The sequence below is a fragment of the Calditrichia bacterium genome, from assembly GCA_020634975.1.
In the GTDB taxonomy this organism is placed as follows: Bacteria; Calditrichota; Calditrichia; order RBG-13-44-9; family J075; genus JACKAQ01.
In genome coordinates this window covers 576,473-599,279 of record JACKAQ010000001.1, presented here as the reverse complement: position 1 = coordinate 599,279, position 22,807 = coordinate 576,473, and the positions used below count along the sequence as shown (strand labels likewise).

The 22,807-nt window shown below is 48.7% G+C and carries 19 protein-coding genes, 1 tRNA gene and 1 riboswitch; of the genes, 7 read left to right on the top strand and 13 right to left on the bottom strand.

What is annotated here, in order from left to right; genetic code table 11:
• Window positions 1–230 precede the first annotated feature (230 nt).
• Both H6629_02410 and H6629_02405 read left to right on the top strand, forming a co-directional pair.
• A complete protein-coding gene (locus tag H6629_02410; protein MCB9066650.1) occupies window positions 231–2,213 on the top strand; it encodes a tetratricopeptide repeat protein in 1,983 nt (660 codons plus the stop codon).
• Between the two features lie 38 nt (window positions 2,214–2,251).
• Window positions 2,252–3,442, top strand: a complete 1,191-nt coding sequence (locus H6629_02405; protein MCB9066649.1) for an MFS transporter — start codon at window positions 2,252–2,254, stop codon at window positions 3,440–3,442.
• Here H6629_02405 and H6629_02400 read toward each other — a convergent pair whose 3' ends face one another.
• Both H6629_02400 and H6629_02395 read right to left on the bottom strand, forming a co-directional pair.
• Window positions 3,443–5,431 carry a DUF3857 domain-containing protein gene (locus H6629_02400; protein ID MCB9066648.1) on the bottom strand — a complete coding sequence of 663 codons (1,989 nt, stop codon included), beginning with the start codon at window positions 5,429–5,431 and terminating at the stop codon, window positions 3,443–3,445.
• Between the two features lie 24 nt (window positions 5,432–5,455).
• Window positions 5,456–7,378 carry a DUF3857 domain-containing protein gene (locus tag H6629_02395; protein MCB9066647.1) on the bottom strand — a complete coding sequence of 641 codons (1,923 nt, stop codon included), beginning with the start codon at window positions 7,376–7,378 and terminating at the stop codon, window positions 5,456–5,458.
• A 238-nt stretch (window positions 7,379–7,616) separates the two neighbouring features.
• Here H6629_02395 and H6629_02390 point away from each other — a divergent pair, with 238 nt between their 5' ends.
• From H6629_02390 to H6629_02380, 3 genes are all read left to right on the top strand, one after another.
• A complete protein-coding gene (locus tag H6629_02390) occupies window positions 7,617–8,729 on the top strand; it encodes a phytase (GenBank protein ID MCB9066646.1) in 1,113 nt (370 codons plus the stop codon).
• A gap of 112 nt (window positions 8,730–8,841) precedes the next feature.
• Window positions 8,842–8,927, top strand: a tRNA-Ser gene (locus tag H6629_02385).
• A 61-nt stretch (window positions 8,928–8,988) separates the two neighbouring features.
• Window positions 8,989–9,234: a GIY-YIG nuclease family protein gene (locus tag H6629_02380; protein MCB9066645.1), complete on the top strand. Its 246-nt coding sequence runs from the start codon at window positions 8,989–8,991 to the stop codon at window positions 9,232–9,234.
• Between the two features lie 649 nt (window positions 9,235–9,883).
• Here the strand turns inward: H6629_02380 and H6629_02375 are convergent.
• The 11 genes from H6629_02375 to H6629_02325 all read right to left on the bottom strand — a co-directional run bounded on the left by H6629_02375 (window position 9,884) and on the right by H6629_02325 (window position 20,416).
• Window positions 9,884–10,279, bottom strand: coding sequence for a VOC family protein (locus tag H6629_02375; GenBank protein ID MCB9066644.1), 396 nt, complete (start codon window positions 10,277–10,279; stop codon window positions 9,884–9,886).
• 31 nt (window positions 10,280–10,310) lie between these two features.
• Window positions 10,311–10,883, bottom strand: a complete 573-nt coding sequence (locus H6629_02370; GenBank protein ID MCB9066643.1) for a uracil-DNA glycosylase family protein — start codon at window positions 10,881–10,883, stop codon at window positions 10,311–10,313.
• Complete coding sequence (locus H6629_02365) at window positions 10,880–11,440, bottom strand: adenylate kinase (GenBank protein MCB9066642.1); 561 nt, start codon at window positions 11,438–11,440, stop codon at window positions 10,880–10,882. The genes H6629_02370 and H6629_02365 overlap by 4 nt, the downstream gene beginning before the upstream one ends.
• A 17-nt stretch (window positions 11,441–11,457) precedes the next feature.
• Entirely contained in the window at window positions 11,458–12,003 is a 546-nt protein-coding gene (locus tag H6629_02360; GenBank protein ID MCB9066641.1) for a DUF1697 domain-containing protein, read from the bottom strand.
• A 132-nt stretch (window positions 12,004–12,135) separates the two neighbouring features.
• Window positions 12,136–12,948, bottom strand: coding sequence for an ankyrin repeat domain-containing protein (locus tag H6629_02355; GenBank protein ID MCB9066640.1), 813 nt, complete (start codon window positions 12,946–12,948; stop codon window positions 12,136–12,138).
• A 109-nt stretch (window positions 12,949–13,057) separates the two neighbouring features.
• Window positions 13,058–13,546: a hypothetical protein gene (locus H6629_02350; GenBank protein MCB9066639.1), complete on the bottom strand. Its 489-nt coding sequence runs from the start codon at window positions 13,544–13,546 to the stop codon at window positions 13,058–13,060.
• 109 nt (window positions 13,547–13,655) lie between these two features.
• Complete coding sequence (locus H6629_02345; GenBank protein ID MCB9066638.1) at window positions 13,656–14,090, bottom strand: GNAT family N-acetyltransferase; 435 nt, start codon at window positions 14,088–14,090, stop codon at window positions 13,656–13,658.
• 35 nt (window positions 14,091–14,125) lie between these two features.
• On the bottom strand, window positions 14,126–16,300 hold the full coding sequence (locus H6629_02340; GenBank protein MCB9066637.1) for a serine hydrolase: 2,175 nt from the start codon (window positions 16,298–16,300) through the stop codon (window positions 14,126–14,128).
• A gap of 237 nt (window positions 16,301–16,537) precedes the next feature.
• Complete coding sequence (locus tag H6629_02335; GenBank protein ID MCB9066636.1) at window positions 16,538–17,812, bottom strand: T9SS type A sorting domain-containing protein; 1,275 nt, start codon at window positions 17,810–17,812, stop codon at window positions 16,538–16,540.
• Between the two features lie 93 nt (window positions 17,813–17,905).
• A complete protein-coding gene (locus H6629_02330; protein ID MCB9066635.1) occupies window positions 17,906–18,559 on the bottom strand; it encodes a response regulator transcription factor in 654 nt (217 codons plus the stop codon).
• A 111-nt stretch (window positions 18,560–18,670) separates the two neighbouring features.
• Window positions 18,671–20,416, bottom strand: coding sequence for a sensor histidine kinase (locus H6629_02325; protein ID MCB9066634.1), 1,746 nt, complete (start codon window positions 20,414–20,416; stop codon window positions 18,671–18,673).
• A gap of 242 nt (window positions 20,417–20,658) precedes the next feature.
• Window positions 20,659–20,813, top strand: a riboswitch (molybdenum cofactor riboswitch).
• A gap of 37 nt (window positions 20,814–20,850) precedes the next feature.
• Here H6629_02325 and moaA point away from each other — a divergent pair.
• Window positions 20,851–21,837 (top strand): GTP 3',8-cyclase MoaA, encoded by a 987-nt coding sequence (gene moaA, locus H6629_02320; GenBank protein ID MCB9066633.1) that lies wholly within the window; start codon window positions 20,851–20,853, stop codon window positions 21,835–21,837.
• A gap of 59 nt (window positions 21,838–21,896) precedes the next feature.
• Complete coding sequence (locus H6629_02315) at window positions 21,897–22,805, top strand: bifunctional molybdenum cofactor biosynthesis protein MoaC/MoaB (protein MCB9066632.1); 909 nt, start codon at window positions 21,897–21,899, stop codon at window positions 22,803–22,805.
• The last annotated feature ends 2 nt before the right edge of the window (window positions 22,806–22,807 follow it).

Below are 22,807 nucleotides of genomic sequence, written 5' to 3'. Positions count from 1 at the left end.
GAAGCGGTGACATTACTGTTAAAACCAGATTACATTTTGAAACAAGACTCAATATATAATTGATAAATTATCGGAAGGCAATCTGTAAAATAAAGAGTTAACGCGTTTTAAACCGGTGTAACCGGTTGGCGATCTGTTGCCGCGATTCTTTCTCGCTTTCGATTTGATAATAGAAAAAATAATGCGTACACTAACGCCGCTTTTCGCAACTGATGTCCGGAAAAAACCTGATGACCAAACATTCGAACACAACTTCAACTGCCAAACGTCCCTTTTTTTGGGTACTGATGCTGCTCATTCCGGTTGCTGCAATTGTGCTGCCGGAACTGGTGCTGCGCGCCGCCGGATATGGCGAAACGATTGCGCTGTTCCAAACGTTCGAATCGAATCCCGATTATTATTCGATCAATCCAAAACTGGGTGAGCGCTATTTTCCCGGCAAAAACACCCGTCCGGAAGTCGCCGTAACCGATATTTTTTTGAAACAAAAACCGGCGGATGCGTTCCGGATTTTTGTGTTGGGCGCCTCCACAACTGCGGGATATCCTTATTTATACAACGCATCATTTCCATCGATGTTGAAAATAATGTTGCGGGAATATTATCCGGATCGCCGGATTGAGGTGATCAACCTGGCGATGCCTGCCGTCACCAGTTACGCTGTTCGGGAGATCGCGCTGCAACTGGACGATTACCAACCCGATATGCTGCTGATCTACGCCGGACACAACGAATTTTACGGCGGATTGGGCGTTGCATCGACCGCATCGCTGGGCGGTTCGCGCTGGCTGGTGAACACCTATTTGCGGCTGCGCGATTTCCGGTTGGTGCAATTGATCAGCAACGGATTGGCGGGTGTTCGCCAGATGTTTGCCGGCAGTGCAGCGGGTGAATCCGGCACGCTGATGCAGCGGATGGTGCAGGATCGCGCCATCGCTTATCGCAGCGATTTGTTCGATCGCGCCGGCGAAATTTTTCGCGGGAATATCGGCGATGTGCTGGATCACTGCCGCGATCGCAATCTGCCGGTGATGATCGGGACGCTGGTGAGCAACATTCGCGACCAGCAACCGTTTGTGGATGTTTTTAGCGAAGAACAGCGCAAAATTGAGTGGCAGCAACAAATTGCTGTGGCAAAACAACTTTATGAAAAACAGCAATTTAGCGAAGCCGCAATTGCTGTGAAATCGGCAATTGCCATCGATTCGCTGCCCGCATCGCAATATTTTTTGCAGGGGCAAATTTTGGAAGCATCCGGTGATTCTGCTGCAGCATACGCCGCATTCTATCGCGCCAAAGAATTTGACGGATTGCGCTTTCGCGCCAGCGAGGTGCTCAACCAGATTATCGAAAAATTTGGCGAATCCTCCGGCGTTGGAATTGTGCCGATTCGGGAAATGTTCGAAGCGCAATCGCCGGGAAATTTGCCCGGAAAAGCGCTGTTGCTGGAGCATCTGCATCCGAATGTGGATGGCTATTTGCTGATGGCAACAACGTTTGCCGAATCGATTATTCAATCCGGTGCACTCGGCGAGCCAGTCGTGGCGACGCTGCCGGATTCGCTGTGGCGGCAGCGCATCGGCGTTAGCGAACTGGACAAAATGGTGGGCGATTTGCGCATCGATTATCTGAAATCCGGCTGGCCGTTTCAACCGGACGCGCCGTTGCCGCAAGCGGAATTTCCGGTTCCCAACGCTGCAGATCCTGTGGTGCAACTGGTTCGCCAATTCTGGCTCGGCGAAATCAATTGGGAAGCCATGCACGTGAAAGCAGCGGAGCTGTTCCGCAGTCGCGAGCAGTGGGAAAAAGCCGCAGCGGAATATCGCGTGCTGGCGATTGCCTCGGAAATCAATCCGTCGCCGTATATTTTTTTGGCGGATATGCTCATCCGGCTGCAACAATTTGACGAAGCGCTGGCTGCGCTAAAAAAAGCGGTGGCGATCGAACCGAATGCCGCGGCGTATCAGCAAATCGGGCGAATCTTGCTGCTGCAGAAACAACCGTCGCTGGCGCTGCCGTATTTGCAGCAGGCGTTGCAATTGCAACCCGATAACCCGGGTCTGTATTTCGATTTGGCGCGAACCTGGTTTTTGCAGGGCGATTTACCGCGCGCCAATCAAGCCATTCAGTTTGTGTTGCAGAACGCACCGGATTTTCCCAACGCGCAACAGTTGGCACATATCATCACATCGGCGATAAAACAGCAGCCGTAATCTGTTGAACCAAACGCATATTCGAAAGCGAAACACACGTGTTCAAAAATATATACCATCACTACATTGCGTCCTTTACTGGATTGCCCCGGGCGGCGTGGCTGCTCTCGTTTGTTATTTTGGTGAACCGCAGCGGCTCGATGATTTTAGCATTTATGACGCTTTATCTCACCACAGAGCGTGGTTTCTCCGTTCCGGACGCAGGAAAACTAGTGAGCCTGTACGGGCTTGGTGCGTTAACCGGCGCAATGTTGGGCGGCTGGTTAACCGACCGTTTCGATGCGATAAAAGTGCAGGTGTTCAGTTTGTTTTTTGGCGGATTGAGCATTTTTGCGCTCGGGTACGCCGAAAATATCTGGTTTATCGGGCTGTTGCTGTTTCTGGTTTCGATGATCAGCGAATCGTATCGCCCGGCGCACATGTCTGCGATGGCGCTGGTTTGCCCGCCGGAAAAACGGGTTCGCGGATTTGCGCTGAGCCGGTTGGCAATCAATTTAGGAATGAGTATCGGACCCGCAGCCGGTGGATTTCTGGCGCGTGTCGACTATCATTTGCTGTTTTGGGTGGATGGCATCACCTGTATTCTCGCCGGTTTTCTGGTGATATTTTTCTTTCGCAAAAGCCCGTTGGTTGCGGGCGAATCTGCCAATCCGGTGGTTGCCAGCACCATCTCGCCGTGGCGCGACACCATTTTTCTGATCGTAATGGCGTTCATGATTTTGGTCGGTGCAACTTTCAATCAGGCATTCAACACCTGGCCTATTTATCTAAAAGAATTTCATACATTTATCGAAAGTGATATCGGTTTGATGATGGCGCTCAACGCATTCCTGATCGTCATTTTCGAAATGCCCATCATCCACCGGTTGGAGCATATTCGCCCGATGCGGTTGATGGCAGTCGGTGTTGTATTTTTTTATCTGGGATTTGCTTTGTTGCCGTTGGGCAGTGGTATCGTTTTTATCGCATTTACAGTTGTAATGTGGACAATTGGCGAAATGCTCATTTTCCCGGTTGTTGCTGGATTTGTGGCGCAACGGGCATCGGAGCGCCATCGCGGTAAATATATGGGATTATTTTCGTTGGGATTTGGCGTGTCCTTTGTCATCGGTCCCACATTGGGCACCTGGGCGTATGCCGTTGTCGGCGCCAACGAATTCTGGTATTGCGTTGGCGCTGTCGGGTTCATAACGCTGACCGGTTTTATGCTGGTCGACCGGCGGATTTGATTATTCGCTGACTTCGCTCAAAATAATCGTTTTTTCTTCCAGCAGTTGCTGCACATTGAATAATTCCCGGACATCGCTGTAAAACTCCGGTTTGATCATCGGGTATTTGAGCTTGAATACCCGCTGGAGCGAAAGCAATTTGCCGTTGTTAAAATTGCGAAACTGGATGAGGCATTCACCAACGCGATTGCCAAACCGCTGATCTTCCGGCACAGCTTCGACTATCCAGCCTTCCGGCATGACAATGCTGATCGTTTCAAAAATTTCATGTGCAAATTCAAAAACAATCGGATATTTGCGCGTTTCGGTTTGGAACGGGTTTTCCTGCCGGGAGAAAAAATGGCTCGGTTTGATGAGAATGCGGTTGCCCATCAATTGTCCGGCAGATTCCATTGCAATTTGGCATTTCATCCGGACGGATGTTCGCCAGTCATCGGCAATGATATTTTGGGTCATGATGGAATCGATCTCGATCTGAACGTAATTTTCCTTTGCCCGTTCTTTGTAATATTCAATCTGTTCATCTTCAGTCAGATCGTCCAGTTTGAAACGAATATCGCGTCCGAAATGCCCCTTATATTCCTCTAATAACCGTCCGGTAATTTCGGCGTCATCCGACATTCGCAAATCCAGCGTTCGTCGCATGATGTTATCTCTGGAAAATGATGAATGAATGGTAGCAAAATTAGCGGTCAAATCGCTGACGACAAGACCGATCGAGCCTTCGTTATACCATGCAACACTTTCCGGCGGAAGATATTTGGCGGCGGGATTGTAAAAAGTGAATTTGTTGCCACTGTTTTGAATACCCACCATTGATCGGTCGAATTGCCAGTATTTTGCCTGACGATTAAACGAGTTATCATCCCGGTCAACCGCATAAACAAATTTGGCATCGATGCCCATTAGCTGGAGCATATCCAGAAATGTCATATTGATATTGGTCGATGAACCGTAGCCATATTTGATCACATCATCAACCGCTTCAATGGGTTTGTATTTCTTCTCTTCGTCCTCGTCGTCCTTATAACTCGTGTTGTCAATGTTTTTTTGAAGCCAGTTATATGCGGCATATATTTTTTCATCGCGGGTAGCAAGGGTATCAAATTGTTCAACAACTTTTTTGGCCTTTTTGTTATATTCCGTAAATTTTTTGACCATTTTGTTGATATTATTGCCCAAATCGCCCCAATAATCGGTTGCCGATGAACTTGTGCTGTAATAGAACCGGATATTTCCTTTGATAGCTTCATCCGGCTGAGTGTGGCTTTCCGCCGTAAATGGCGGAACATCTTTGACCCGAAAAATGATTTTTTCCGCTTTTTTTTCGTTCGGCAGGCTTTCCATTTCGGGGGGAATTGCCATATTTTCCCAAAGATAATTCGGTGAGAAATAATCGGAAAGTACGCCATAAAAATAGTTGGACATCCCGCGACCCCTGTAAAAAAGCCAGGTTAATTCCCCTTCTTTCAGGTATATTTCCTTTTCTGTGACCCATTGGTTTTCGCTGTCCGGCAACCGCAACTTCAAATAATATTCAACAATGCAATCGTCTGTCATTCCGGGCAAAGAAAACGATTTTTGTTTAATTTTGACATCTTTTGTTTTAATAATTTCCTTCTCATAAATATCATCTTTGTTTAACAGAAAAATTTGGCCGTCCCGCAAAATGGTGCGGGCTTCGATTTTCTCAATCTTTTGTTTTTTATTCACATATGGAATTTCAACATCACCCCATTCACGCCCCTCCGGACTGAGGATGCGCACCCGCCGATACAGCGTGTAATATGTTTTGCCATCCACCATTTTCTGGTCGTCCACTTCCAGTTTTTCGAACAGCATAACCGCATTGCGGATATTGTTTGCGGAATCGGCGGTTACTTCCCAGTCGGCATCGCTGATTGTTGCCCACTCAAAATCCTTTGCGAACAGCCCGCCGCCCAATAAAATACCCATCAACACAACGAAAAAGATTTGCCCCTTTTGCATCTCTGTTTCCTCTCTGATTCGGAATTATTGCTTTATTAGAATCGTAAGCCCCTTTATAAATTGATGTTTTTTCAGAAGTTTTCTCACGGCTGAATATTCATCCGGCGGAAGCAAAATGCCGTGAGTGCGGTAACCGGTTTCAATTGAAAAACCGTTTGCGGTTTTTTGCATTTGGGAAAATACAGTTGCAGCCGGTAAATCTTCGAAGTGATAGCTGCTGTCAATGTCGATCTGCCAGCTTTCCGGCAGTTGCCATTCGATAAATGAATCGGTTCGTTTGGGTGAGCCCATCCAGATGGAATGGTGCCGCTTTTCATTTTTCAACTTCGGTATGTCGGAATATTCCAGAAAATTGGCGGGGAGCAGCAAATAATCGCCGCTGTGCTGCAAATATCCCTTCGCGCTCAGCGTAAAACTGACCCATGCGGAATCTGCGGCAAAACCGCTCTGCCAATTGCTGATGGTTCCGCCGCTGATGTTCGAGCCAAAACGGTTTTGCCAAATCTCAATTAACTCCGTTTCGCTGCTGTTTCGCAATTCGTATTTGGTGAACGCGGACCATCCGCTAAAATCAACAATGCGGATATCCGCCGATAAATCGCCGTCCGGCGAAACGGTTGCGCGGGCGGTTTGCCAGCGTCTGAAATTTTCGGGATCGGGATACGGCAATTTGATCAGTGTCGAAGAATCCGCAATTTGCTGACCGACGAGCACATGCCTGCCGCGCAACGTCCAGGGAATTTCGCCGAGTGGTGTGGTTTCATCGGTTGGATCAAAAAACAGCCAGTTTTCGACGGTTGCATCCGAGTAGCTGGCCTGTAATTCTGCGGTTTCGTCGGGTATTCCCAAAATGCAGTGGTCAAACTGGAACGGGGAAGGCAGCGCCGGATTAACAGCTGTATTTATGCCAGCCAACACCGGTGCGGATGGAATATCCAGTGCGGCTAACATCGCCCGCATCAGGGTTGTTTTATCTTTGCAATCGCCAAAACGGTTGTACAGGGTTTGTTCCGCCAGTCGCGGTTGCCAGCGACCTTTGCCGATTTCCACAGCCACATAGCGAATATCATTTTGGCAAAAATTAGCGATAGCCTGAATTTTTTCGCGGACAGTGCCAAGCCCTTCGGTGATCTCCAGGGTTTTTTGGCGTATATTTTCGCTGGCGAACGCCGGTTGGCGATAAGCTTCCTCCATCCATCCAGCAACCGATTGCCAATCCTGAAAATGCGTTTCGTCAATTCCCAGCGTATCAAAACAGGTGAAGGAAATTCTCCGGTTCAGATAATACCACGGCGGCGAAAGGGGTTCATCCGGTTGATACGCCAAATCTTTTAATTTCCAGACATAGCGATTTTCAGTCTGACTGAAAACGACATCGCTGAGGTTCCATTCTGCAGCGTTAATATCCCAGCTTTCGGGCAGTTCAACGGATAAAATAGCCGTGACAACCGGTTGCTGCGATTGAAACGTAAAAGAATTAAATTGGGTTGTCCACCCTTTCTCCTCAGCTTCCACCTCAAAAGCCGCGACATCACCCGGCTGGATATTCGGCAAAACGGCCACTTGCGAATATTCATCATCATAATAACCGCTGCTTTCCGTCATCCCGATTTTGATAATGTTCTCTTTGGAAAGCGTTTCAACATCACCATTTTTACGGACAGCCCAACCTTTCATCGATTTGATTTTGTAAAACGGCGATTCCGGTGATTTAAACGTGCCCCAATTTGTGCCGTCTTTGGTTAAAATCCGGTTGGCAACCCTTAAAAAAATTTTGGCGTCGCCTTTTTTGCTGATTGTTACGGACATCTCATTGTGGAGTGTCAGTACGCTCGCTTCTTTTTCAGTGGATGCTTTTTTGCCGTAATGGATGGCAGAATTCACCCATGCCGGCTGAGCCAAAATGGCGCCGGTCAACATCAGAAGAACCCATACAAGCTGAATCACTTGTAACCCCTTGTGCAATTATTTAGATAAATTCCTGGTAAGTCATTTCTGTTAAAAAAGTATGAATTTCACAAATAAATAGCAACAGTCATTTACATTTTTGGGTAAATTGAATTGAACAGGAATGCGTTTCCGCACATGTAATTCGGGATTTCCCCATATTTTTTGTTGTGTTTAAATGACAAAATTTGCACCGGAATCCAAAATTTATTTATCGAAACGAAAACTGAAAACATCGATGCTGACAAATACTGACACTTATAATAATCGAACCAATCGCGATAGCCTGAAGACGGAATGGATTGTTTTGGTCGTGCTGATTTTTATGGCTGCTGCGGTCATGGGCTGGTCGTATTTCTATTTCAAAAAAATTGCGCCGGCAGTCGTCACCGAAAAAACCGCAATCGACAGCGATGATCCGGCAATCTGGATCAATCCCGCAGATCCGTCCAAAAGCTTGATCATCGGAACGGACAAAGGCAAAAACGACGGCAGCCGAACCGGCAGTTTATTTGTGTTTGATCTGGAAGGAAAAATCCAACAACAGCTTACCGTAAAGCATCTGAAGCGCCCCAACAATGTGGATGTGGAATATGGCTTTGCGTTTGGCGATTCGCTGATCGATATCGCCGTATGCACCGAGCGATATGCCAACGAAATCCGCGTTTTTCGCTTGCCGGATATGCAAAACATCGATGGCGAAGGCATCAAGGTTTTCGAAGGCGAAAAGCCCACCAAACGACTGCCGATGGGCATCGGATTGTATAAACGCCCGCACGACGGCGCCATTTTCGCTATTGTTAGCCGGAAAGATGGCGAGTCCGGCAGCTATTTGTGGCAATATCAATTGATCGAAGAAAACGGGCAGGTGGTCGGCAAAAAAGTGCGCGAATTTGGCGAGTTTTTTGATCACGATGGTGAAATTGAAGCCGTTGCCGTGGACGACGAATTGGGCTACGTCTATTACAGTGATGAATATTTTGGTGTTCGCAAATATCACGCAGACCCGGATCATCCCGATGCCGCGATGCAGCTTGGCGTGTTGGCAACCGAATATTATCGCCGCGATCGTGAGGGGATTGCCGTCATCGCGCCGCCGGGCAAACCAGGCTATATTGTTGTTTCCGATCAGCAGGCGAATCTGTTCCATTTTTATCCGCGAGAGGGTGCGCCGGAGAATATGCATTATCAACCGCGCATCAAAACTGTGCGGCTATCCACCAAACAAACCGATGGCATCGATGCAACGCATATCGCATTGGGCAGCCGTTTTCCCAATGGATTGTTTGTGGCGATGTCCGATAATCGCACGTTCCAGTTTTACGATCTTGCGGATTTGCTGAACAATTAATGCTTTGGACAATGCGTCCGTCGAAATACCGTGCTGAAAGATATTTAAATTTTTTACTTTTGGAACCTGCAAAAATCTGTTATCTTTGCCGTGCTAAAAATATGTAGTTGCCGGAGAGGTGCCGGAGTGGTCGAACGGGGCGGTCTCGAAAACCGTTGTGCGCTTTGCGTACCCAGGGTTCGAATCCCTGCCTCTCCGCAAATGAATAGAAGACTCCCAATAACCGGGAGTCTTTTTTTTATCTGTTCAGGTATCCCGCATGAAATATTATGCATATATCCTGCAAAGTGAAAAAGACAATCGTTATTATTACGGCAGCACCGGCAATTTGGCGGAACGTTTGAAACAGCACAATTTAGGTAAAGTGCCATCGACTAAACATCGCCGCCCATTACGGTTGGTCTATCAGGAATCGTTTGCAGAAAAAAGAGAAGCCATACAGCGGGAACGGTTTTTTAAGACGATAGCTGGCTATTTGTGGTTAAAATCGGAAGGTATTATTTGAAAACCGTTGTGCGCTTTGCGTACCCAGGGTTCTCCCGAAGGGACTCCTTCGGAGGAATCCCTGCCTCTCCGCAAGAAGCAAGGAAAAAGGATTAAGGTTAAAGGATAAATATCCCGCCTTGATCCTTTTTTGTTATGATCCATTGCCCAAATTTGTGAAAGCTGTCATTCTGAGCCGCAGGCGAAGAATCTCAAAATTTGCATAAATCCCACAAATTTGTGGTTCGCTTTTCTGAAATTGAAAAAGGATTAAGGTTAAAGGATAAATATCCCGCCTTGATCCTTTTTTGTTATGATCCATTGCCCAAATTTGTGAAAGCTGTCATTGTGAGCCGCAGGCGAAGAATCTCAAAATTTGCATAAATCCCACAAATTTGTGGTTCGCTTTTCTGAAATTGAAAAAGGATTAAGGTTAACGGATAAAATATCCCGCCTTAATCCTTTTTTTGTTTTACATCAGCTTAAAACGCAGTTTATTCGCTGTTTGAATAATGAAAAGCAGAAATTGCGGATGGATTATGGCATTGTGCGAATGAACAATGGGGTAAATCCATGGAAACATGGCATCGTGCAAATGGACAATGGGGTAAATCCAAGGAAATATGGCATTGTGCAAATAAACAACGGGGTAAAACGATTGGATGACGCCATCACACCGAAGCCGGTTCGATCAAATCCCAGAGATTGCCGTAAAGATCAGCAAATACGGCAACTTGTCCCCAAGTTTCCCGCACCGGTTGCCGGACGATGGTAACCTGCTGATCAACCAGGTTTTGGTAATCCCGCGCAAAATTATCCGTATTCAAAAATAAAAACACCCGTCCGCCGGTTTGATTGCCGATCCGGCTGCGTTGCTCATCGTTGGCGGCTTTGGCGAGCAGCAGGCGGCAACCGTCCGATCCGGGTGGCGCGATAATCACCCAGCGTTTGGTTTCGCTGAGCTGTGTATCTTCGATGAGCGTGAAATGCAGTTTTTTGGTGTAAAAATCAATCGCTTCGTCATAATCATTGACGACCAGCGCGATTTGAGCAAGGGTTTGGCGCATGTTCTTTTCCTTTTTTTCGTGGATGGGGGCATCACCCCAAAATCACGGCGACACGGCGTTGCAATTCGGGAATCACTTCCGTTGCAAACCAGGGATTTTTCGCCAGCCAAAAGCGATTCCGGGGCGATGGGTGGGGGAGCGGCAAATATTCCGACAGATAATCCCGGAAATGCCGGACGGTTTCAGTGAGATTTTTGTGCGGGTTTTCCGGCAGATATCGCCCCTGGGCGTATTGTCCGATCAGCAGAGTGAGCTGAACATTTGGCATCTGTTCGAACAATCGATCGTGCCACAGCGGGGCACATTCCGGGCGCGGCGGCAAATCGCCGGAGCTGCCTTTGCCGGGATAACAAAATCCCATTGGAATGATAGCAATTTTTGTGGCATCGTAAAACGATATTTTGTCGATGTTCAGCCATTTGCGGAGTTGGTCTCCGCTGGGATCGTCCCACGGAACGCCGGATTCGTGCACCTTTTTGCCGGGCGCCTGCCCGATAATCACGATGCGCGATTGCGGATGCGCCGCCAGCACCGGATTGGCGCCGAGCGGTAAATGTGCCGCACAAACATCGCAACTGCGTATTTCATTGAGTAAATTTTTCATCGGTTTATGTCCGATTTAGAGGTTTCTGGAATCCGTTCGATCGTGTTCAGAAAATGCGCTGCGGCTTTCGGCGTTGTAAATTCGATTTTGTTCAGCCGGACAAATTCATCTGCCGCAAATAATCTGCGATAGCGTTGTTTCCGCTGCTGATGCGTGGTTATTACCCAAAACAAGATTGATTCCCGGCTAAAAAAGGATCTGACAAACGTTTCCCGGTTTCCCGAATACAACTGTTCCCGAAAAGCAATTCGTTTGATGGTTCGGAACAGTGCCCTTTTGAAAACGACCGGAAAAGAATAATTGAGCCAGATGATCGTATCTGCTTTGCCCCAGGTGATCTGCCGGACTTTCTGATAATTTCCGTCGATCACCCAAAATGGTTGATCGATTGCCGTTTTCACCAATTGTACAAATTCGTCCGGTGGTCTTTCCTGCCAATTTTCCAGCCAAAACAATTCGTCCAACTGGATGTACGGATAACCCAGTTTTTTGGCAAGCTGATTGGCAAACGTCGATTTGCCGGAGCAACTGGTGCCAACAATCACGATACGATTCATTGCCGTAAATTCCCGTTTTATTGCGCAATCTCTTCGGCGATTGCCATGATCTGGCAGACGGATCGCCAGTTCCGGGCAGTTGCGGGAACGCCCAACGCTCGTTCAACTTTCTCCGCCAGTTTGGAACGACCGATGCCGTCCGGTGCGTGGAGATAAAACACAGAGCCGATTAGTTTGTAGTTTTCGGTATCGGATTTCAGGGATTCAATTTTGGCGATATCCGGGTTTTCCGGCGGCGCTGCCAGAAAAAAAAGATGCAGTGATTTGGGTTCGCTTTCGCCTTCGGGAAAGGGATTTGCGGCGATAGCCTGCCGCAGCGATCCGGCAGTGAGCAGAATGATGCGCGGTGCAAAACCGTGGCTGTTTTGAATGGCTGCGGTGATTGATTCGGACAATTTGCCCATATCTGCAGTGTCGCTGCGGAAGACAACATTGCCACTCTGGATGTAGGTTTGCACGTCTTTCAACCCCATTTTTGTCAGCACTTCCCGCAATTCTTTCATCGGCAATTTGTTATTTCCGCCAACGTTGATGCCCCGCAACAGCGCGATGATTGTGTTCATAGTGTATCCCTTTTTTTGATTCCTGAGTATAATAAAATATCTCCCGGGCGTCAAGAAATTGGATGGGTTGAATGGATTTGAGCCGATTGCGATATGGTATTTTTTTCTGCAACCCAAAAGTGATGCAATTTATTACCGGTTGATTCGAAGGATTTTAGCAACACCCGGGCTGGCATCAGTTAACAAACGATGGTAATAATCGTCGTTATCCGGTGTGCCGGGATAATGCAGTTTTGCTCCGGCATCCAGCAACATCCGCACGATGGCGATGTAATCAGCTTCGCGTTGTGCGGCATCGCCGGAATAGCGGGAGCCGTGCACCGCCCATCCGAGCGGCGAGCTGGTGTGCACCCCATCAAAAATTTCCAGCGGAGCGCCGGCATCGATCAACAAACGGGCGTTTTCCGGCTGACCAAACCATGCTGCCTGATGCAGCGCTGTGCCGTCATCCAATCCCGGAGCGGAAAGATTTGCCCCGGCAGCAATCAATAGCGTTACCGGTTCGGTGGGATTTCGTCCGGCGACATCCGCCAGCAGGCGATCTTCTTCCGGGTTTCCGGTTTTTACGACGCCGGGATTTGCCGCAAGTATCTGTCGCGCCTCGTCCAGCTTTCCGTTGACAACGGCTACGGCAAACTGATCCGCAAGATTGAGCGTGGTATCCGCACCGCGATCCGCAAACAGCGTAACCATTTCCGTGAACCGGCGGCGAATGGCGTGGGCATAAGCCGTTTTTCCGCCCGCAGTTTTTGCGTTGATATCTGCACCGTTATCGAGCAAAATGGTTGCGGCAGAGAGTCGCCGGCGCCGCGTGGCAACATGCAACGGCGTTTCCCGTTGCAGACCGTCAACCGCGTTAATAGCTGCACCATCCGCCAGCAGTTGACGCAGTTTGTCATCGCCGTCGGCACCGTAGTTGATATCCAGTAATTCGTGAAGGGTCATTCATTTACCTCGGTTGTGTCAATAATATTATCCAAACGGAAGTGGGGGAGGATTTGTTGCGGATGAATAACCGGAGGTAGTTGGAAAGTTGAAATGGTCGCAGCGCAACTTATTTGCCCGGCGGCGGTGTGCCCAGAAATGGATCGCTATTGGATACCGGAAAACCGGCGATACGCCGCAACATGGCTATTTGTCCGATATGGGTCAGCACGTCGGATAATGGCCCGTTGATAAGCGGCCAAAACGGTTGTTTCAACAGCTTTATTTCAGCCAGGGTTTGCACATCCATTGTTGAAAAGGAGTGTTCCAGCGTTTCAATTAATGCCAGCGTGCCCGTGCGCAGTGGATGCAATCCTTCCGGCTTGGCAACGGTTTCTGGATGAATCGCGGCATGAACCCACTGCAATATATCCCAGATGTGCGCCATGTTTTCTGCGATGCTGCGTGCATCATTTTCGGGCTGAAACGCTGCCACCGTTTCCGGTAAATCATCTGTTGCCCAATAATACCGGAAGCCGATGCTGGCGAGTAATCTGCTAATAACGGTTCCGGCTGTTATGTTTTCCGGGTTTGCCGGAAGGGTGTGGTATTTGTTCATTGGGTTTTTCTGTTCTGTTTTTTTAGTGTTATTCAATTGGATTTCTTTTCTGTTTCTTTCAAAAAGCGTTCCCTCGTTTGGCTAAAAATTCAAAATCCATTCTTTCGATTCACGCATTCGGTTTCCCGTCCGCGGTTTTTTCCATAAATAACAGATCCGGGCGAGGTTTCCAGCCGGTGTGTTTCCAGAAATCTGCACCGGAAAAATTATCCGCGTTTACAGCAATCATCACTTTAAAAATGCCCTGCTGTTCGATGGCGGTGAGCGCCAATTCCACCAATTTTTTCCCGATATGTTGCTTCCGGTGCGTTTTAGCGACCGCCAAATGATACAGATATCCGCGTCTGCCATCGTGCCCGCAGAGCACCGCGCCGACAATTTCGCTGTCGATTTCGGCAACAAAGCTGGTTCCAGGGTTTCTGGCAAGATACGCGCCCAGCGACGGGCGGGAATCCGAATCGCGCAGGCGCACACCTTCGGTTTGCTGCCAAAGGGCTGTCACCGCGTCGTAATCGGCAATGGTCATTTTTCGGTAGTTGATCATCGTTGTTGCAACGCCTCCGTGGGAGAGAAATGATGTTACCGGATCAACACCATTTTGCGAATCTGGCTGAATTTTCCGGCAGATAATCGATAAAAATAAATCCCGCTGGACATTCCCGATGCATCCCAATCGATCGAATAGCTCCCGGCTGCAATTTTTTGCGAAATCAATGTTTTGACGCTTTCGCCAATGCTGTTGTAAATCGTGAGCGTCGTAAAACCCGCTGACGGCAATTCGAAGCGGATGGTCGTTGCCGGATTGAACGGGTTGGGATAATTTTGATCCAGCGAAAAGGTTGCCGGAACTGCGCCGCCATCGCTGTGCAATCCGGTTGGCGGTTCGATGATAAAACTGTCATCCCAGAAAATGTTGTTATCAATCGCGATGTGAATATTTATGGTAACCGGCGCGGAAAAATCGGGAATATTCAACAGGGAATACGCCGGTGTTTGTTTTACTTCCCCCGGTAAAAAACTGCCGAATACTGGGTTGGCATTTAAGATTTGGGTGACGGCGGTATCGGCGGTTTCTATTTGCAACGATACATTGGGCACGACGGATGTTGCGCTTTCATTTTTTAAAGAAATTTTTAATGCGTACAGCGTGCCGGCTGTGCTTTGTAATGAAAAATCCTGAAAAGTGATGGGTCCCTGGGTCGTGAAAATGGTCGATGTGAAGTGAGTAAATGCGCTATCGGTATCGGTGGTTTGAATACGGACATCGTAATTACTTTCGTCGCTCAACGGACCCAGAATTGCACCATACAGATTGTCGCCGGCCAGGCTGTCGCCGTGCAAGCCGTCGTCAAACATCGCCAGCGTATCGATGACGGTGCTGTCTGTATTGGCGTAAATGGCGGTTACGGTAAACTGGTGGTTTTCGGGATTGTGGATTTTTGCAGTTACCGCTGCGGTGTCCGATTGCGGTTGCAAAAAGCGCGGATTAACCGCCGCGTTGATCGCATAGGGATGATCGTGCGGTTGTTCGTAATATTTCAATACCACCCGGAATAATTCTCTCAATATTTCTGCGGAACTGGCCGTGCCGCCGCGTTGGTTCATAATCACCGCAATGCTGACCCCGCGTTCCCGGTAAAACAGTGCCTGGGAATTGAACCCGAGTCCGCCCCCGTCGTGCCCCCAAAGGGTTTTGCCGAGCACCGGAAAGGCATAAATCCCAAGTCCGTATCGGACCGGAGTGCCGGTGATTGGCACAGTATTGCGCATTTCATGCATGGCTGTCGGGCTGAGCACCTGATCGCCGTGCAGCAGATACACCCATTTCGCCAGATCTTCCGCAGTGGAGACGATTGCGCCGGCTGTCCACAGCGAACTCATCCATGCGGTACGCGGGATAAGAGTGAGGTCGTCGAGAATGCCATCGCCGGTGAGATCGTTCCAGTTATGTGCCAGTTCACCGACCAGCGGTTCTTCGATATCCACAAAGGTATGTTGCAAGTTGAACGGTTCCAGTAATCGCTGATGCAACGGCACCGTAAATGAATCGGCGCCGCTGATTTCCCGAATGATCATCCCCGCCAAAGTATAGCCCGTGTTGGAATAACGCCATGCCGCACCGGGCGGAAAATTGGGTGGCAACACATACGTTAATGTGAATTCCGGTGTCCAGAACTGGGTGGGATTGTTGAGAATTGCCAAAACTGTCGCGGGATTGTCATTGAAATAATCGCTGACGCCGCCGGTGTGTTGCAAAATTTGCCGGATGGTCATGGTGCTGTCCACATTTGCAAATGTCGGCAGCCATTGGCTGATCGGATCTTCCAGCGATAAACTGCCTTCTTCCGCCATTTGCAGGATGATCGCCGCGACAAACGATTTCGTGTTGCTGTCGATTTCCAACAGCATATCCGTGCGCATGGAATCGTTGGTTACCGGATTGGAAAATCCCCCGGCGCCGAGCCACGTTCCCTTTTCCGGCAAAATGATGGCAGCGGATGCGCCCATCAAATTGTGGGTAAACAACATGGAATCCAGAACAAACTGGAAACGTGCTGCCAGCAATCCCTCAAATCCATTGTCACTGTTGTATGTTTGCGGCGATGTCCGCATTTGCGGCGGTGAATGGCGCAATGCCGGATGGCTAACGATGGTTAGCGTATCGCGTTCCTGAAATTCAAACTGCGCAAAAATTGTGCTGCTAAACAAAATAAAAGCAGAAAAAGTAATCGCAAAAATCGTATATCGCTTCATCTGTTGATGTCCCCGTTTATCCGAAAATCCGGATTGAAAAATGTTCTGTAAAATTTACCTCTCAAAAAGATACGTATTTAAGTTGCTATTTACGATCAATTTTCAAAACAATGAAGCTGAACAGATTCTCCCAATTCGCAATCGCCGGTGATTGCGGTGCATTTTTGCCCAAAAAGAAAACCCTCAGGCAAATCATCGCCTGAGGGTTTTTCAGCTCACTCCTGATAGAGGATTGTATTATTCAATCAACAGCATTTTGCGTGTTGCCTGAAAATTTCCCGCATTGATGTTATAAAAATACACGCCGCTCGGTAGTTGTTGCGCATCGAATCGGATCGTATGCTGACCGGCGTTTTGCTGCTCGTTCACCAGCGTTTGGATTTCCCTGCCCAGCATATCGTAAACGGATAGTTTAACGCGGTTGGCGTTGGGCAATTGATAGGAAATAGTAGTGGATGGGTTAAACGGGTTGGGATAATTTTGTGCCAGATTAAATTTACCCGGCAGTGCTGTTTCGTCGTCTGCGATGGCTGTCGGGCTGAGCAACGCCCGGTAAATCCCGAACTCGGCCGCGTTCAACGAGCGATAGTAGCAATACGCATAATGTTGATCGGCTACCAAAAAATCATCCAAACCCAATGTGCCGCTGGTTGGCAATCCGGTTGCAACCGTGCTCCAGGAATTTCCGGCGTCATTCGATTGATAAACGGATGCCTCAAACAATCCCTGCGCATAGGCAAATACGGTTTGCCCGTTGCTGGCGATGGATTTTCCGGTTGCCCAAAACGGTGCGCTGCCCGGCCAGCCGTTGTTATACAGCACCCATTGATTTGTGGCGTCCAGTTTATACATACCGTACGTGGCACCGTAAAATTCCCCGTTGATAACGCTGACAGAGCCGATGGCAAATTGGGGATTGTTCGCAGCCCAGGTTGCACCGCCGTCCGTGCTGATTACGGCACCAAGGTTCAACCCGATGTAAACCCAGATATCGCCGATAGCAGCAAAATCCAGCCCTACTCGCTGCGGAGCGCCATCGTAACTCACGACAAATTCTGTCCAGGTTGCGCCGTTATCGGTGGAGCGAAATATTTTTTCGCGATTGGAAAGCGCGTATAAAATGGTACCGTCGGAATGCAGGCTGAGCACCGCACCGCCATCGATGGAAAAGCTGCTGCGGGTTGTCCAGCTTTCGCCGTTATCCGCAGAAACCATCAGCGCATTGCCAACATTCGAACCGAAAAACATGCCCATCAATTCGCCATTGTGTTCGTGCAGATAAAACAGTTCATCGGGCATACTTGCGGAAAAATCATCCCAGGTGTTGCCCTGATCGCCGGAGCGCAAAAACACAGTTGTCGTGCCGACAGAATCGCCATAGGCATACACAAACCCATTGTAAATAGCCATTTTGCCGAGCGTGCCGGTGTATCGGGTGCTCACCCGTTCCCATTGGGCAAACGATATATTGATGAATATTATGATTGCGAGCAGCGTAACTTTCCGTATCATCAAACAACCTCCTTATAAATTTTGTTTGAACAATATGGAAAGTGGGTAGGGGGAGATCAATACGGCAGATGCCGTATTTTTGCAGATTGCCGGTTAAATAATATTGTGCCGGATGGCTTTGTTAACCGCGCGCATCTTGTTGTTTACCTGTAACTTACGATAAATATTTTCGATGTGCTTGCGAACGGTTGCGGGTGAAATAAACAGGTTTTCCGCGATTTTCTGATAATCCAGCCCCTGGCTGAGTTGCTCAAGCACTTCAACCTCGCGTTTGCCGAGATTGAAATCCTCGCCGGTGGTTTCGCTTTCGGCACGACTGGGATTGCGCAATAATTTCAGCGATTTTGCCGCGATGGTCGGTGACATCGGCGCACCGCCGTCCATTATCATTTTGATGGATTCGTGCAGTTTCTGCGGCGGTTCATCTTTGAGCAAATAACCCATCGCGCCAGCCTGAATAGCGTTGAAAATCCGCTGTTCATCGTCAAAAACGGTCAGCATAATTATTTTGATATGCGGATATTGCGCGACAATTTCTGCCGTGGCTTCGATGCCGTCCATTTCCGGCATTTCGATATCCATTAAAATCGCGTCGATCGCATGATTTTCTGCGAGTTTTTCCAGCATGACTTTACCGTTGTTCGCCCAAAACCGGAACTCGATATCATCAGCAAATAACGCCAGTTTTTCCTGAATGGATGTTGCCAAAAACGGTTTGTCTTCTGCCAGTGCAATTCGGATTTTCATCAATTCCCTTTTGTTATTTTCCCAAAATCATGTCAAACATAATCTGTATCGGCGATGCGTTCAATACGGCAAATGCCCTAATTTGGCGATGTGCGTATCGTGCAACCGCTGTTATACCGGAATGGCGCAACGGATTTCCGTTCCGGCATCGCCGGATTGTATCGCAAAACTCCCGCCGATTTCCACACAGCGATGCTGCATATTTTGCAATCCGCTGCCGATGCTGCCGTTGGTTGCGGTAAATCCGCGACCGTTGTCGGAAATGCGCATCTGCAACTCGCCATTGTTTTTACTGAACTTGAGCTGAATAGCCGTTGCGCCGGAATGTTTGATCGCATTCTGCAACCCTTCCTGGGCAATGCGATACAAATTGAGCATCTGTGCAGATGACAACCGCAATTCGCCATCGATCGCGTTGGTAATTTCCAACGCATAATCGCCGCCGCTCAAGCGCCGTTTGATGTCGTTGAGTTTCAACATCAGCGTGTCGATGTTGCCGTCTTCGTGTTTCATCGCCCAAACGGTGTTGCGCAAATCATCCAGCGTGCTGCGCCCGAAATCGCTCAATTCCGCCAGTTTGTTTTGCACGACGGCTTCATCTTTGATGTATGCCAGATTATCTGTGGAGCTGATCAGCAGGGTTAATTGCGACCCGATGTTATCGTGCAAATCGCGGGAAATGCGCAGCTTTTCATCGGAAATTTTCTGTTCGTATTCCGCCTGTTTCAGTTGGTTTTTCAGCGCCATTTCGCTGCGAAGCTGTTCTTTTTTCAAATGCTGGTATTTCCAGATGCCAAAACTGGCAAACAAGAGCACCAAAATGGCGATACCGAGGATGCCCAATAATTCGTTGCGATCTTTTATTTTTAACTGATTTTCGGCGATCAGCCGGTCTTTTTTCTCCGCTTCAAATTCGATTTCCAATTCGGCAATCCGGCTGTTGGTTTGGATATTCAGCAAACTATCGTTGTGCGCCGCAAAATTTTTCTGGTTGACGTATGCGTTATAATAATCCTTTTTTTGTTCGTAAAGCGTTGCCAGTTGGTTGTAACAATAGCTGACCAGATAACCCTGCTCGAACGCGCCGGGCATTCCGATCGCGGTTTGATAGCGGTAAATCGCAGAATCGAGAGCACCCTTTTTCAAAAATAAATCGCCCCACAGCAGCATGTTTACAATTCTGCCGTAATTGCCTGTTTCTCGGCTGCGGTATTCATCGGAGCGTTTCAGCAATTCTTCCGCTTTCGCGAAATCGCCTTTTGTAGTATAAATGCCGGCTAAATTGTTCAGGCTGAACGGAATGCCAACAGTATCTTTCAATTCGGTTTTCAACGTTAGTGATTTTTGGTAGAAATATTGCGAGCTGTCAATTTCGCTGCTCATTTCCTGAATCACGCCGTAATTATCATACAACGCACACAACGCCTGGTTAAATGCATGCGCCTCGGCAATGCGAATGGCTTGCTGCATAAACGATTTGCCTTTCGGCAGATCGCGCCGTTTCATCTGATACCCCAAATCGCCGTAGGCATATGCCAGATCTTCGAGCAAATTCAGTGATTCGTAGATGCGAATAGCCTGCAAATATGCCGCAACGCTTTCATCGTATTCACCTTTCATATACAGCGCAACACCCAGGTTTTGCGCCGCTTTCGCTTCGCCAGCGGGATAATCGATGGCTTTGGCATCCTCCATATTTTGCCGGAAAACGCTGATGCAGTGGTTAACGTTGGAATAAATATAGTCGCGACCCAATGCGTTTATCGAATCGATTGCCGTTGGATCGGGCATCGCAATTGCGGGTAAAGTGTTAAAAATAATGAAAATAAATGTGATGATTCTGAAATGTTTTTTCATCGCGGTTGTGTGTTTTTTTGAGAAACGGATTCGACCGCTGCATGCAGTCTGGTGCAAATTTTTTAGTGATTACAATAAATACGATATCGACAAAATGAATGTGATCTGTAAAATATGGATGAAAATGAATAATTTTTCAATTCGCAGCGGATGCGAATGATTTTCACCGGAACTGCAACATCAGACTTCCATTTTATTTTTGGCAAATAGGAATTATATTGAACATCAACGAATGAATGGTTCATTCGTCAAAACTCCGAGCCGGATAGCCTGTGTTTCCCGCGAAATATGGCAAACCGGCCGATGGCAAATTGCCACTCCGGTAACCGCCGGAGCAGGGTGAAACCGGAAACAGTTTCGCCTCCCGTGTTTGGAAAGGAGTAATTATGAACACTGCCGTTGCCCATCGGCACGCGGTTGATTCGCAGGAAAAAATGCTGATCGATAATCACGGTCGCCGCATCAATTATGTGCGGCTGGCGGTGACGGATGTGTGCAATTTGCGCTGCGTTTATTGCATGCCGGAGCACATGAAATTCCTGCCCCGCAACGAAACCCTGACATTTTCTGAAAATATCCGATTGCTCAATTTGCTGTCGCAAATGGGCATCACCAAAGTGCGCATCACCGGCGGCGAGCCGTTCGTGCGTCCGGATTTGCCGGATTTGCTGCGGGAAATCCGCCGGATTCCCGGCATTCGCAACGTGCACATCACCACCAACGGGGTGCTCACCGCGCCGCATTTACCGCTGCTGAAATCGTTGGGGATTGCGGGCATCAACCTCAGTCTGGATTCGCTCGATCGCGAGCGGTTTCGGCAAATCACCCGCCGCGATGTGTTCGCCAAAGTGATGGACACGTTTCACGGCGCTATCGCCGCAAATATTCCCCTGCGAGTGAACATGGTTGTGATGGACGGTGTGAACACCAACGATATTTTACCGATGGCGAAACTCTCCCAAAATTATCCGGTTTCGGTGCGCTTTATCGAAGAAATGCCGTTCGACGGATCGGGCAAAATCAAGCCGCACATCGAATGGGATCACCGGAAAATTTTAGCGCTGCTCCAATCGGAATTTCCGGAAATCCACCCGTTGCCCGGCGAAGCTGCGGCGACTGCGCAGCATTTCAATATTCCCGGTTTTGCCGGAAGTGTGGGCATTATTGCGGGATTTACGCGGACATTTTGCGGAAGCTGCAACCGCATCCGCATCAACGCGCGGGGCGGATTGCAAACCTGCTTGTATGGCGCGGATGATTTGAATGTGCGCGATTTGCTGCGCAGCTCCGCGAGTGATCAGGAAATTCAGCAGGCATTCCGCAAGCGCATCGGCAATCGTTTCAAAGATGGTTGGGAAGCGCAACAGCATCGCCAGAAATCCGGCGAAACCAATGAATCGATGTCGCTGATCGGCGGATAAACAGTAGGAAACGGTCGCGACCGTTTCGCAACAATAAATGAAAAACAAAAGAAAAACCCATGATCGACGTTAGCCCAAAATTCAACACACTGCGATACGCCAAAGCCCGTGGCGTGCTGAACGCTGCACCGGAAACCATTTTACGGGTTCGCGAAAACACCGTGCCGAAAGGCGATGTGCTGGCAACTGCCCGCGCCGCCGGTATCAGTTCCGCCAAAAAATGTGCGGAATGGATGATTTTTTGCCACAGCATCCCGCTCGATTGGGTGGATGTTTCTTTCGAAATTGAAGAATCGCAAATTCGGGTGTTTTGCGAAGCGCGAACCGTCTGGAAAACCGGCGTGGAAATGGAAGCGCTCACAGGCGTCACCGGTGCGTTGCTGAATATGTATGACATGCTCAAACCGCTGGACAAACACCTCTCGTTTGGCGATGTGAAAATCATCAAAAAGAAGGGCGGCAAAAGCGATTTTCGCGATACGTTCAAACAACCGTTGAAAGCGGGTGTGCTGGTGATTTCCGATTCCACATTTGCCGGTGAACGGGAAGATCGTTCCGGTAAAATTATCACCGAATTTTTGGCAAGCCAGCCGGTGGATGTTGCCGCATACGACATTCTGCCGGACGAGCAGGATCAGATACGCGAGCGATTGACGGAAATGGCGGATGCGCAACAGTTCGACCTGATTTTCACCACCGGCGGCACCGGTCCGGGTCCGCGCGATGTGACGCCGCAAGCCACCGCTGCGGTGATCGAACGGGAGTTTCCCGGCATTGCCGAAGCCATGCGCAAACACGGCAAAGAGCGCACGCCATACGCGATGCTCTCGCGGGAAATTACCGGTGTTCGCGGGAAATGTGTGATCATCAATTTGCCGGGCAGCAGCAACGGTGCGCGGGAAAGTTTACAGGCGATTTTTCCGGGATTGCTGCATATTTTTCCGATGATGCAGGGCATGGGGCATTGAGT

Coding starts and splice junctions, on each gene's coding strand:
- H6629_02345 (MCB9066638.1), bottom strand. CDS start 14,090: ATGATCAACTACCGAAAAATGACCATTGCCGATTACGACGCGGTGACA.
- H6629_02340 (MCB9066637.1), bottom strand. CDS start 16,300: ATGAAGCGATATACGATTTTTGCGATTACTTTTTCTGCTTTTATTTTG.
- moaA (MCB9066633.1), top strand. CDS start 20,851: ATGCTGATCGATAATCACGGTCGCCGCATCAATTATGTGCGGCTGGCG.
- H6629_02315 (MCB9066632.1), top strand. CDS start 21,897: ATGATCGACGTTAGCCCAAAATTCAACACACTGCGATACGCCAAAGCC.
- H6629_02330 (MCB9066635.1), bottom strand. CDS start 18,559: ATGAAAATCCGAATTGCACTGGCAGAAGACAAACCGTTTTTGGCAACA.
- H6629_02360 (MCB9066641.1), bottom strand. CDS start 12,003: ATGAACACAATCATCGCGCTGTTGCGGGGCATCAACGTTGGCGGAAAT.
- H6629_02375 (MCB9066644.1), bottom strand. CDS start 10,279: ATGCGCCAAACCCTTGCTCAAATCGCGCTGGTCGTCAATGATTATGAC.
- H6629_02390 (MCB9066646.1), top strand. CDS start 7,617: ATGCTGACAAATACTGACACTTATAATAATCGAACCAATCGCGATAGC.
- H6629_02355 (MCB9066640.1), bottom strand. CDS start 12,948: ATGACCCTTCACGAATTACTGGATATCAACTACGGTGCCGACGGCGAT.
- H6629_02400 (MCB9066648.1), bottom strand. CDS start 5,431: ATGCAAAAGGGGCAAATCTTTTTCGTTGTGTTGATGGGTATTTTATTG.
- H6629_02335 (MCB9066636.1), bottom strand. CDS start 17,812: ATGATACGGAAAGTTACGCTGCTCGCAATCATAATATTCATCAATATA.
- H6629_02370 (MCB9066643.1), bottom strand. CDS start 10,883: ATGAAAAATTTACTCAATGAAATACGCAGTTGCGATGTTTGTGCGGCA.
- H6629_02350 (MCB9066639.1), bottom strand. CDS start 13,546: ATGAACAAATACCACACCCTTCCGGCAAACCCGGAAAACATAACAGCC.
- H6629_02380 (MCB9066645.1), top strand. CDS start 8,989: ATGAAATATTATGCATATATCCTGCAAAGTGAAAAAGACAATCGTTAT.
- H6629_02365 (MCB9066642.1), bottom strand. CDS start 11,440: ATGAATCGTATCGTGATTGTTGGCACCAGTTGCTCCGGCAAATCGACG.
- H6629_02410 (MCB9066650.1), top strand. CDS start 231: ATGACCAAACATTCGAACACAACTTCAACTGCCAAACGTCCCTTTTTT.
- H6629_02325 (MCB9066634.1), bottom strand. CDS start 20,416: ATGAAAAAACATTTCAGAATCATCACATTTATTTTCATTATTTTTAAC.